Source organism: Kocuria nitroreducens, from assembly GCF_042879195.1.
In the GTDB taxonomy this organism is placed as follows: domain Bacteria; phylum Actinomycetota; class Actinomycetes; order Actinomycetales; family Micrococcaceae; genus Kocuria; species Kocuria nitroreducens.
In genome coordinates this window covers 134,960-146,519 of record NZ_JBHZTC010000006.1, presented here as the reverse complement: position 1 = coordinate 146,519, position 11,560 = coordinate 134,960, and the positions used below count along the sequence as shown (strand labels likewise).

General features: G+C 74.2%; 8 protein-coding genes and 1 tRNA gene. 4 read left to right on the top strand and 5 right to left on the bottom strand.

The window, feature by feature from the left end:
• Positions 1–112 precede the first annotated feature (112 nt).
• Positions 113–727, top strand: a complete 615-nt coding sequence (locus ACFYE1_RS05805) for a glycosyltransferase family 2 protein (protein WP_387740905.1) — start codon at positions 113–115, stop codon at positions 725–727.
• 25 nt (positions 728–752) lie between these two features.
• On the opposite strand, the gene ACFYE1_RS05800 is transcribed toward ACFYE1_RS05805, so the two are convergent.
• From ACFYE1_RS05800 to ACFYE1_RS05785, 4 genes are all read right to left on the bottom strand, one after another.
• The gene (locus ACFYE1_RS05800; protein ID WP_387740904.1) at positions 753–1,073 is read right to left on the bottom strand and encodes a hypothetical protein; all 321 of its coding nucleotides are present in this window, start codon (positions 1,071–1,073) and stop codon (positions 753–755) included.
• Between the two features lie 60 nt (positions 1,074–1,133).
• Positions 1,134–1,598, bottom strand: coding sequence for a hypothetical protein (locus tag ACFYE1_RS05795; protein WP_387740903.1), 465 nt, complete (start codon positions 1,596–1,598; stop codon positions 1,134–1,136).
• A 118-nt stretch (positions 1,599–1,716) separates the two neighbouring features.
• The gene (locus ACFYE1_RS05790) at positions 1,717–2,700 is read right to left on the bottom strand and encodes an NAD(P)H-quinone oxidoreductase (RefSeq protein WP_387740901.1); all 984 of its coding nucleotides are present in this window, start codon (positions 2,698–2,700) and stop codon (positions 1,717–1,719) included.
• 108 nt (positions 2,701–2,808) lie between these two features.
• On the bottom strand, positions 2,809–4,245 hold the full coding sequence (locus ACFYE1_RS05785; RefSeq protein ID WP_387740899.1) for a cryptochrome/photolyase family protein: 1,437 nt from the start codon (positions 4,243–4,245) through the stop codon (positions 2,809–2,811).
• Positions 4,246–4,340: 95 nt separating this feature from the next.
• Between ACFYE1_RS05785 and ACFYE1_RS05780 the strand changes: the two genes are divergently transcribed.
• From ACFYE1_RS05780 to ACFYE1_RS05770, 3 genes are all read left to right on the top strand, one after another.
• Positions 4,341–4,431 (top strand) — tRNA-Ser (locus ACFYE1_RS05780).
• A gap of 162 nt (positions 4,432–4,593) precedes the next feature.
• Positions 4,594–6,795 carry a 5'-nucleotidase C-terminal domain-containing protein gene (locus tag ACFYE1_RS05775; RefSeq protein ID WP_387740897.1) on the top strand — a complete coding sequence of 734 codons (2,202 nt, stop codon included), beginning with the start codon at positions 4,594–4,596 and terminating at the stop codon, positions 6,793–6,795.
• Positions 6,796–6,837: 42 nt separating this feature from the next.
• The gene (locus tag ACFYE1_RS05770) at positions 6,838–9,477 is read left to right on the top strand and encodes an ExeM/NucH family extracellular endonuclease (RefSeq protein ID WP_387740895.1); all 2,640 of its coding nucleotides are present in this window, start codon (positions 6,838–6,840) and stop codon (positions 9,475–9,477) included.
• A gap of 93 nt (positions 9,478–9,570) precedes the next feature.
• On the opposite strand, the gene ACFYE1_RS05765 is transcribed toward ACFYE1_RS05770, so the two are convergent.
• On the bottom strand, positions 9,571–11,526 hold the full coding sequence (locus tag ACFYE1_RS05765; RefSeq protein ID WP_387740893.1) for an FAD/NAD(P)-binding protein: 1,956 nt from the start codon (positions 11,524–11,526) through the stop codon (positions 9,571–9,573).
• Positions 11,527–11,560: the final 34 nt, after the last annotated feature.

Below are 11,560 nucleotides of genomic sequence, written 5' to 3'. Positions count from 1 at the left end.
TCAGGGGGCTCACGTTGTCACCGAGAGCATCTGTTCAGGGGCCGGTCGGGCTCCTCGCCGCAGGGGGACGTCAGCGGCGGGGCGCCTGCCGGGCACGCCGAGAGAAGTCGTCATGATCGCCGCGATCATTCCCGCCCACGACGAGGCGACTCGCGTCGAGCACGCGGTCACCTCCCTCCACCGTCAGACCCGCCCGCCGGAGCGCATCCTCGTGATGTCGGACGACTCCACCGACGCCACCGTCGAGGTCGCCCTGCACGCCGGCGCCGAGGTGCTGCTCACCGTCGACAACCGTCACCGCCGGGCCGGGGCGCTGAACCAGGCCCTGGGCACCGTCCGGATGGAGCCGGACGACCTGGTCCTGGTCCTCGACCCGGGCGTGCGGCTGCCACCGGGTTTCCTGGCTCGTGCCCTGGCGGCCTTCCAGGACCGCAACGTGGGGGCCGTCTCCGCCCGGTCCACCGCCGCGGGCGGCGCGGCGGCACTGATCCGCTGGCGGGCGCTCGAGGACGTCCACCGGTCGTTCGGCCGCTACTGCGACGAGGGCCCCGTGACCGGTCAGATGCGTCTCGCCCTGGATCTCGAGGCCGTCGGCTGGCGACTCTGCCCACTCCTGGAGACCGAGGAGGGCGCGTCCGCCCCGGTCGAGCACGACTCACCTGCTCCGGTCGAGCACGTCGGGCTCGTCCCGGTCGAGGTCCTCCGGGCGGAGCCGGCGGCCGCCTGACCCGCCGCCCGGCCGGCCCGAGCGCTCAGTCTCGGGCGGCGCGTCCCACGAGGACGGCCGCCGCGCCCGCGAGGACCGTGGTGGTGAGGCATCCGATCGGCAGGGGCAGGCAGCACCCGCCCACCGTGACGTTCGTGCCGCGGCGGGTCCGGGTCGAGTAGCCGGGGAAGGGGAGCATCCGGAAGCCGGAACGGCGCCCGTACGCCCCACCCCGCCGGCCGGACAGGTCGTAGCCCGGCCCGAAGCGGCCCGGGCCCCCGCGGCCGGGTCGGCCGAGGGGCGATCGGGACCAGCGGGCGTCGAACTCGCCGTCGGCCGCGCGGTAGTCGAATCCGGATGCGTTCATGCCGCCCATCAAACCATCAGCAGGCTGTCGGGTCCACCCCTGCCTCCGGCGGGAACCGGATCAGCCGCGCTGCAGCAGCTCCCCCGCGCGCTCCACGTGCTCCCGCACCGCCTCGGCCCGGCGGACGACCGCGTCCAGCCGGTGGGCCGAGGACTCCTCCTCGGCGCGCACGAACCGGGCCATGGTGAGGGCCTCCGCGGCCTGGGCCATCGCGTTGCCGGCGCGGGAGAGCTCGCGGTGGACGTCGTTGAGGTAGCCGCCCGGGGAGGCGGGGATGTCGTGGCTGCTGCTCGGCGCCGTGCGCTGCGCCGCGGCGCACACGGCCCGCACCTCGGGCAGCAGGTCGGCGAGCGCGTTGGCGGTGGGCACCACGGACTGCGCGAGCGTCTTGTCCGGGAGGCCCTCGAGGATCTGGTGGAAGCGGTCCAGACCCCGGCGGAACCGGTCGTGGGCGCGGCGCCACACGCCCAGGCCCAGCTCGGCCTCGTCGCGGCGAGCGGCGCGGTAGTCGCGCAGGAATGCCACAGGCGGTCCTTTCGAGTGGAGACAGTCCATCCTACGGCGCGCCGACGCGCCTCCCGCGCGCGGAGGAGGGGCACGGCGACGGTCCGGACCGGGTGCGGGGCCGCGCCGGCCGGTGCGCTCAGGGGACGAGCAGGACCTTGCCGATGTGCGTGCCGGAGTCGAAGTACTCGTGGGCCCGTGCGACCTCGTCCAGGGGGAAGGTGCGGTCGACGATCGAGCGGACGGCGCCGGACTCGACGTGCGGCCACACGTGCTCCCGCACGGCGGCCATGATGCGCGTCTTCTCCGCCACGGGCCGCGGGCGAAGCGTGGTGCCGATCACGGCGGCCCGCTTGGCCATGAGCTTGCCGAGGTCCAGCTCCCCCGTCCGCCCGCCCTGGGTGGCGATGACCGCGATGCGCCCGCTGACGGCCAGCGCGTCCAGGTTGCGCCCCAGGTAGGAGCCGCCCACGACGTCGAGCACGAGGTCGGCGCCGTGCCCGTGCGTGAGCTCCCGCACGCGCTCGACGAAGTCCTCCCGCCGGTAGTCGATCGCCTCGGCGCCGAGGTGCCGTGCGGCGTCCGCCTTCTCCGGGCTGCCGACCGTGGTCAGCACGCGCATTCCCAGCGCCCGGCACATCTGGATGGCGTTGGTGCCGATCCCGCCCGTGCCGCCGTGCACCAGGATCGTCTCGCCCGCGCGGGCGTCGGCGGCCATGAAGACGTTGGAGAACACCGTGGCGCACACCTCCGGCAGGCCGGCGGCGGCGACGAGGTCCACCCCGGCGGGCGCGGGCAGGACCTGGCCGGCCGGGACGACGGCCTCCTCGGCGTAGCCCCCGGAGTCCAAGAGGGCGACGACCTCGTCCCCGTGCGCGAGCCCGGCGCCGGCGGGCACCGCGGGGCCGAGCTCCTGCACCCTGCCCGAGACCTCGAGGCCGAAGACGCTCGACGCCCCGGGCGGGACCGGGTACTTGCCCCGCCGCTGCATGACGTCCGCCCGGTTGATCCCGGCGGCCCGGACCCGGATCCGCACGCCGTCGGGCGTGAGCTCCGGGGCGGGGACCTCGGCGACGGAGAGCACCTCCGGTCCGCCGGGGGTGGTCTCGAGCACAGCGCGCATGGTGGGGCCTTCCGGTCGAGGACGACGTGCGCTCCCATTGTGTCGCGGGGCGGGGACCCGGTCACCCGGCCTCGGCCCGTGGCGAACAGGGGTGCCCCGGCGCCGCGCTCAGCGGATCGAGGCGTAGGCGTCGAGGGCCCGTCCGCGGCTGGCCGGCAGATCCACGACCGGCTCGGGGTAGCCCACCGAGGGGCCGAGCAGGCCGGGCTCGTGGGGGTCCACGCCCTCGTCGCCGGCCAGTTCGGGGATCCAGCGGCGGATGTAGCGGGCCTCCGGGTCGAACTTCCGGCCCTGGGTCAGCGGGTTGAAGATCCGGAAGAACGGGCTCGCGTCCGCGCCGGAGCCGGCGACCCACTGCCAGTTCCCGGGACCGCTCGCGGGCTCGGCGTCCACGAGCGTCTCCCAGAACCACTGCTCCCCGGCCCGCCAGTCGACCAGCAGGTTCTTGGTGAGCAGGGAGCCGGCGACCATCCGGACCCGGTTGTGCATCCACCCCGTGGCCCGCAGCTGCCGCATGCCCGCGTCCACGAGCGGGAAGCCGGTGCGTCCCTCCTGCCAGGCCCGGACGTCGCCGGCGGCCTCCGCCGGGTCCCGCCACGGGAACGCGTCGAAGGCCGGGCGGACGTGGCGCACGTGCAGGTCCGGCACCTGGTGGAGCAGGTGCCAGTTGAACTCCCGCCAGCCCAGCTCGGCCAGGAACTTCTCCAGTCCCGGGCTGCTCCCGTGCTCGGACCGGTGCCGGACGGCCGCGTCCCACACCGCGAACGGGCTGATCTCGCCCCACCGCAGGTGCGGGGAGAGCCGGCTGGTGCCGTCCCGGTCGGGCCGGTCGTGGCCCTCGGCGTAGTCCTCGACGCGGTCCAGGAAGTCGTCCAGCCGCTGCCAGGCGGCCGCCTCCCCGGGCGTCCACGCCGCCTCCAGCCCGGCCGCGTGCTCCGGGGACGTCACCAGGTCCCAGTGGTTCTGGTCCTCGGTGCCGGCGGCCGCCGCGAGCTCCGCGGCGGCGCCCCGGCCCGGACCGGGAACGCGCAGCGGCTGCCGGATCTCCAGCGCCCGGAGGGCCTTCCAGAAGGGGGTGAACACCTTGTACGGGCCGCCGGCGCCGGTGCGCAGGGTCCACGGCTCGTGCAGCAGCGCGGCCTGGAACGAGTGCGCCTCCACCCCGTGCGCGGCGCACCACTGCTTCACCCCGGCGTCCACGGCGAGCTCGGGCCCGCCGTAGCGGCGGTTCCACGTGATGCCGCCCGCACCCGTGCGCCCGAGGACCTCGGGGAGCACGTCCCCCGCGGGGCCGCGGCGCAGCACGAGAGGGATGCCGAGCTCCCGGAGGGACTCCCGCAGGGACCGCAGGGCCCCGTCCAGCCACCACCTCGCGGCCGCGCCGAGGGGCCGGACCCCTGCGGACTCCTGGTCCAGGACGTAGAGAGCCAGCACCGCACCGCGTCGGCACGCGGCGTCGAGGGCGGGGTGGTCCGTGACGCGCAGATCGTCCCGGAACCACACGATCGTCGTCGTCCCGCGGTCGGGGTTCTCGGGTGCGTCCACGCGCTCACCCTAGCCGGGGCTTTGGCGGCGCTCCAGGCGCCGTGGAAGAATGGGCGACGCGCTCCGCCACCCCACCGGGGACCGGACGGGCGCGGGGAAGGTTGTCCGAGCGGCCTAAGGAGCCGGTCTTGAAAACCGGTGTGCGGTGACCCCGTACCAAGGGTTCAAATCCCTTACCTTCCGCCACGGCCCCCGGCGCCCCGCCCCGGGGGCCGTCGTGCTGCCGGAGGCTGCTCCGGCCGGCTTCCGGCATGCCGCCGAAATGTGCCCGCCACGACGCCCGACGTTCACGTGTGCGTGCTCAAATGGGGACACCGACCCGTCACCTCGCTCCCGGAGGACCCCGTCATGACCCCCAAGAAGCACAGTCCTGCCCTGCACGCGGCCCTGGCCGCCGGCGTCGTCACCTCGTCCGCCCTGGTCCTCCCCGCGGCGTACGCCGACGAGACCGTGGTCGCGCCCCCCACCACGACGGCGGCCGGGGAGACGGACGTCGACCTGCTCTACTTCAACGACTACCACGGCCGGCTCGCCTCGGACCCCCTCCGCTTCGCGGGCGCGATCGAGCAGCTGCGCGCCGAGAACGAGGACGGCACGCTGCTGCTGTCCGGGGGAGACAACGTGGGCGCCTCCGAGTACGTCTCGGCCGTCCAGCAGGACAACCCCACCCTGGACGTGCTCAACGCCCTCGAGCTGGACGCCTCCGCCGTGGGCAACCACGAGTTCGACCGGGGCGTCGACGATCTCACCGGACGCATCGCCGAGCGCGCCGACTTCCCCTACCTCGCGGCCAACGTCCTCGGCCCCGACGGCGCGCCCGTCACCGACGCCTCCGCGACCTTCGAGGTCGACGGCGTGAGCATCGGCGTGGTCGGCGCCGTCACCCGGCAGACCGCCACGCTCGTCTCACCCGCCGGAATCGAGGGCATCACCTTCGGCGACCCCGTCGAGGCGGTCAACGACGAGGCCGAGCGGCTCGAGGCGGCAGGGGCCGACGTGGTCGTGGCCCTGTACCACGAGGGCGCCGCGGACGCCTCCGACGTCCTGGCCGACCGGCTGGTGACCGGCACCTCGGAGACCGTGGACGTGGTCTTCAACGGCCACACCCACGACGTCTACGACGAGGCTGTCGACCTCGACGGCGACGGCGTCTTCGAGCGGGCCGTGCTGCAGGCCGGCTCCTACGGCGGCAGCCTCGGGCGGGTCTCCTTCAGCTACGACGCGGAGGCGGACGACGTCGACCTCACCGCCGTGGTGCTCGACGTCGGCGACACCGTCACGGCGAGCGAGGAGGAGCTGGTGGCCCAGTACCCCCGCGTCGCCCGGGTCGCCGAGATCGTGGCCGCGGCCGAGGCCGTGGCCGTCGAGCGGGGCAGCACCCCGGTCGGGGAGATCACCGGGGACGTCACCACCGCCTACGGGCTCCGGGACGGGCAGCCGGCCCGCGACGACCGCAGCGCGGAGTCGAGCCTGGGCAACCTCGTCGCCGAGTCCGTCCGCGCCACCCTGCAGGAGTCCCACGACGTGCAGATCGGTCTCATCAACCCCGGCGGTCTGCGCGAGGACCTGATCTGGGCGGACGACCCCGCCGAGGCCATCGACGGCGACCGCGACGGCCAGGTCACCGAGGCCGAGGTGAACCAGGTGATGCCCTTCGCCAACAACCTCAACACCGTCACCCTCACCGGCGCACAGTTCAAGCAGGTCCTCGAGCAGCAGTGGCAGCCCGCGGGCTCGTCCCGGCCCTACCTGCAGCTCGGGCTGTCGGACAACGTCTCCTACACCGCCGATCCGTCCCGGCCGGCCGGCGACCGGATCACCTCCATCACGGTCGGCGGCGCGCCCTACGATCCCGGGGCCGACTACGTGGTGGGCTCCGTCTCCTTCCTGACCGCGGGTGGCGACAACTTCACCGCGCTCGCCGAGGGCACGGACGCCACCGACACCGGCCGGATCGACCGCGAGGCCCTCGCAAGCTACATCAGGTCGAACTCACCGCTCAGCCCGCAGTTCGACCGCCGCTCGGTCCAGCTCTCCGGCGCCGCCGCCGAGGGCTGCACCGTGACCTTCGACGTCTCCTCCCTCGACATGACCTCCCTGGGCGCCCCGGAGAACACCTCGCTGTCCGTGCGCGCGGACGCCCCGGACGGGACGGAGCTCAGCACGGTGCCGGTCGTCGACGGCGCGGCGTCCGTCAGCCTCGACACGACCGGCCTGGCCGACGACGCCGCCGTGTGGCTGGTCGCCGATCCCACCGGCACCCGGGTGCGCGTGCCGGAGGCCGTCCTGGCCCTGGCCGCGGACTGTGCCGCCGAGCCGGAGCCGTCCGAGGAGCCGTCCGAACGGCCCACCGAGCAGCCCACGCAGCAGCCGACCGAGGAGCCGTCCGAACAGCCCACCGAGCAGCCCACCGAGCAGCCCACGCAGCAGCCCACCGAGCAGCCCACTGAGGAGCCGGAGACCCCCGCCGACCTGTTCCGCGACCTGAGGCAGCAGATCCGGTCCTGGCTGACCCAGCTCGTCCAGCTGTTCTTCGGCCGGCTCGGCTGACCCCGCCGCTCCTCCCCACCCCCTGACAAGGAATCCCCCACCGTGAAGAGACTGCTCTCCCTGCCCCTGAGCGGGGCGCTGGCGGCGACCCTGCTCGCCGCACCGCTGACCGTGCCCGTGCACGCCGCCCCCGACGGGACGGCCGTGGTCATCAACGAGGCCTACACCAACGGCGGCTCGGCCGACGCCGTCTACCGGCACAAGTTCGTGGAGCTCTACAACCCCACGTCCGACCCCGTGGATCTCACCGGCTGGACGCTGCAGTACCGCTCCGCGACCGGCACCGGTGCCGGCACCGGACGCGTGGAGCTGTCCGGGACCATCGCCCCGGGCGGCTACTTCCTGGTCCAGGGAGGGTCCAACGGCGGCAACGGGGACCCGCTGCCCGCGCCGGACCTGGTGTCCGGCGGCCTCAACCCGGCGGGCGTCGCGGGCACGATCATGCTCTCCGACGGTGCCGAGCCCCTGAGCACGCCCACGGGGTCGGCGGCCGGTGCGGACGGGATCGTGGACCTGCTCGGGTACGGCACGTCCAACACGTTCGAGACCGCCCCCGCCACCGGCCCGGCCTCCAACGACGACCCGAGGTCCATGACCCGCACCGGCGGCGTGGACGCCGACGACAACTCCACCGACTTCACCGCCACCGGCACCGTGACGCCGCAGAACTCCGGTGGCACCGACGGCCGGCCGGTCCCCGAGCCGACTCCTGAACCCACGCCCACGGCGCCACCGGTCACCCTGGCCGTCCGGGAGATCCAGGGCACCGGGGACGTCTCCCCGGTGGACGGTCGGACCGTGAGCACCCGCGGCGTCGTCACCGCGGTCTACGCCACCGGAGGCCTCGGCGGCTGGTACATCCAGACCCCCGGCACCGGCGGCGACCTGGATCTCGAGCAGCACGACGCGTCGGACGGCGTCTTCGTGCACTCCCCCTCAGCCGTGGCGGACGTGCAGCTCGGCCAGTACGTGGAGGTCACGGGGACCGTCGCCGAGTACTACGGGCAGACCCAGATCAGCGTGCGTCCCGCCGGGCTGACGGTCCTGCACGAGCCCACCGAGGCGGTCGAGCCGGCCGCGGCCGTCTGGCCCGCCGACGACGCCCGGCGCGAGACCCTCGAGGGCATGCTGCTCGACCCCGCAGGAGAGTTCGTGATCACGGACAACTACGGGCTCAACACCTACGGGGAGATCGGGCTGGCCACGGGCACCACGCCGCTGCTGCAGCCCACCGCCGTCGGCGCCCCCGGCTCGCCGGAGGCCGCCGCCCAGGCCGCCGACAACGCCGCCCGCGGGGTACTGCTCGACGACGGCGCGACGACGAACTACGGCAGCTCCGCCAACGCGTCCGTGCCGCTGCCCTACCTCTCCCCGGAGACCCCGATGCGGATCGGCGCGCCCGTCGACTTCGTGTCCCCCGTGGTGCTCGGCTACTCCTTCGACGAGTGGCGGTTCCAGCCCACGACGCACGTCACCGGCGAGAACCCCGAGGACGCCCCGTTCCTGGCCGAGAACACCCGCACCGCCGCCCCGGAGGACGTGGGCGGCGACCTCCAGCTCGCCACGTTCAACGTGCTGAACTACTTCACGACCACCGGCGAGCAGCTCTTCGGCTGCTCCTACGACACGGACCGCGCCGGCGACCCGATCACCGTGCGCGGGGGCTGCCTCGCCCGCGGCGCGGCCGAGCAGGAGGACCTGGAGCGCCAGCAGGCCAAGATCGTGGCCGCGATCAACGACGTCGGCGCCGAGGTCGTCTCCCTCGAGGAGATCGAGAACTCCGCGAAGTTCGGCAAGGACCGGGACCAGGCCCTCTCCGACCTGGTCGACGCCCTCAACGCCGACGCGGGCACGGAGGAGTGGGCGTTCGTGCCGTCACCGGCCGAGCGGCCCGCGCTCGAGGACGAGGACGTCATCCGCACCGCGTTCATCTACCGGCCCGCCGCGGTCGGCACCGTGGGCGAGTCCGTGATCCTGCAGGACGAGGAGAACTTCGACAACGCCCGGGAGCCGCTGGCCCAGACGTTCCGCCCCGCCGGGGGGACCGCGGCCGACGACTTCACCGTGGTGGTCAACCACTTCAAGTCCAAGGGCTCCGCACCTGCTTCCGGGCCCAACGCCGACGCCGGGGACGGCGCCGGCGCCTGGAACGCCGACCGCACCGCGCAGGCCCGGGCACTGGTGGCGTTCGCCGAGCAGCTGACGGCCTCGCAGGGCACGGACCGCGTCCTCCTGACCGGGGACTTCAACTCCTACGACCAGGAGGACCCGATGCGGGTCCTGCACGACGCCGGCTACGCGAACCTGGCTCCCGAGGGCGAGTACTCCTACGCTTTCGGCGGCATGGTCGGCTCGCTGGACCACGTCCTGGCCTCCCCCGCGGCGGCCGAGCTCGTCACGGGCTCGGACATCTGGGAGATCAACGCCCACGAGTCCGTCGCCCTGGAGTACAGCCGGCACAACAACAACGTGGTCGACCTGTACGCGGCGGACCCGTACCGGGCCTCCGACCACAATCCGGAGGTCGTGGGGCTGGCCTTCGCCGGTGCGGAACCCGGTGCGCCGCAGAAGCCGGGCCGGGGCAACTCCGGCGAGCACTCCGTCACGGGAAAGCCCGTCCAGGGCGCCCGGGAGCACGCCGGCGACCACGCCCGGGAGACCCTGGGGGGCCGCTTCTGCTGACCTTCTGCAGCGCTGACCTCCTGCTGCGCGGACACCGGTCCCGGGGTGACCACGGGATCCCCGGCCACCTGGGAGCACCGGGGCCGGTCGTGGTCAGCGGGCGGGCCCCAGCACCGTCTCGGCGATGCGGTCGGCGTCCGCCAGTGTCCGCGCGCCGAGCTCCGCCGTGGCACCGGCCTCGGCGGCGATCGCCACGCCCCACTGCACGGCGGAGAGCTGCATCCCGAGCACGTGGACGCCGGCCTCCACACCACCGTCGACCCGCACGGCCCGGTACGGGGGGCGGCTGACGTCGAGGCCGGTGCTGGGCACGGTCGCGACGCCGTCCCGGGTCTCCATCGCCCGGACCCGCACCAGGCCCTCCCGGTGCATCGCGGACAGCAGCGGGGAGATGTTGCGGCGGACGTCGTTGGGCGGGGACATGGCCTCCACGAGGTGCTCGGCGCGGAACGGCTCGTCCTTGACCCAGGGGGAGCTCGCCACGAACCGGCCCTCCTCCTCGTCCACGAGGAACTGCGGGTCCGGGCCCAGGAAGCGCACCACGCCGGCACGGGCCAGCGCCGCCAGCTGCTGGTTCCGCAGCACCGGCGGGCCGGAGGCGAGCCCCTCCACGAACGGCTCGAACGTGCGCCGCAGCTCGTCTGTCCAGGAGGCGTCGCTGATCCCGATGTCCGCGAGCACGGCCTTGAGCACGGTGCGCGCCGCGTTGAGCGATGCCACGGCCATCTGCAGCGGGTCGTCCTCACCGGCCAGCGCACCGTGCACGTCCCGGTCCAGGTGGTGGACCAGCGCCGCAGCGTACTCGTCGTGGGAGCCGAAGCTGAGCCCCTCGAACGGGCGGGCGAGCCGGAGGGCGTTGAGCTGCCGCCCCGGCACCACCGCGGACGCGATGAGGCGCTCGGCGCGGGACGTCCACGGCCCCTCGGGGTGGTCCTCCCCGGTGCCGAGCACGGCGTCGAACCGCTCCAGAAACTCCTGCGGATCGGTCTCGAAGGCGTCCGGGGCGGTCCGCGCCAGGACGGTGTAGTAGTTCCACTGCGCGTCCTTGCGGATCAGCGGATAGAGGTCGGTCCCGAAGGACAGCGGTCCCTCCACCCGCGCCGCGAGCGCCCGCACGGCGCCCAGGGTGAAGAACCGGGTGACGAGCGAGTCGGCGTAGTAGCCCTCGAGCACCGCCTTGGAGCGGTACGGGGCGCCGCGGCGGGAGCCGGCCACGATCACGGGCTCCCGCCCGGATGGGTGGTACACGTAGCGCTCCCCGTCCTGGGTGTAGATCCCGCCGCGGCCCTCGGTGACCTGGGCCAGGACGTCGCAGAAGTTCAGGCCCATGCCGCGCACCAGCACGGTGCGCCCGGCGGGCAGGTCGTCCCAGTGCGCGTCGGCGGGCACGGCGGGCGGCCAGTAGGTCAGTCCGAACTCGGCGGCGCCGTCCACGAGCTCCCGCTGGTCGGGGCGCAGATCGGCGTCGAGGTGGCCCAGGGCGAGCACCACGGCGTCCGCCGGGAGGTTCTGCCCGCCGCTGATCTCCACGTCGTAGCGGTGCCGGGCGTGCTGCCGCACGTGCACGCCCACGGCCTCGGCCCGGTGCACGGCCAGCTGCGCGGTGGCCGGGAGGGCGTCCTGCAGCGTGCGGAAGACCCAGGAGAGGTAGACGCCGTACATCCGCCGGGAGGGATAGGACTGCGGCGTCATCCGGGTCAGGTGCGCGGCGTCGTCGGGGTCCACGGCGATGGCCCCCGCCACGGCGGCGAGCCGCCAGTGCTCGAAGCTCATGTTCCGCAGCGGCCCGAGCGGGTCCACGGGCAGCGCCCCGTCGTCGGCGATCACCGTGGGGAACACCGAGGGCGTGTTCATGAGGTACAGCGGGGACTGGTTCGTCCGCCACACGTGCCCCGGACCGGGCGGGAAGGGGTCGACGACGTCGATGCGCACCCGGGTGCCCGAGGCCGCCGCGCGGGCCGCGAGCCGCTCCACCACCGACAACCCGCGCGGGCCCGCCCCGATCACCGTGACGCGTCGTTCGGAACCCGGCCTGCCCGTTGCACTCATGGCTCTCAGGGTATCGACCCGCACCCCGGGCCAC

Coding starts and splice junctions, on each gene's coding strand:
- ACFYE1_RS05805 (WP_387740905.1), top strand. CDS start 113: ATGATCGCCGCGATCATTCCCGCCCACGACGAGGCGACTCGCGTCGAG.
- ACFYE1_RS05800 (WP_387740904.1), bottom strand. CDS start 1,073: ATGAACGCATCCGGATTCGACTACCGCGCGGCCGACGGCGAGTTCGAC.
- ACFYE1_RS05775 (WP_387740897.1), top strand. CDS start 4,594: ATGACCCCCAAGAAGCACAGTCCTGCCCTGCACGCGGCCCTGGCCGCC.
- ACFYE1_RS05790 (WP_387740901.1), bottom strand. CDS start 2,700: ATGCGCGCTGTGCTCGAGACCACCCCCGGCGGACCGGAGGTGCTCTCC.
- ACFYE1_RS05765 (WP_387740893.1), bottom strand. CDS start 11,526: ATGAGTGCAACGGGCAGGCCGGGTTCCGAACGACGCGTCACGGTGATC.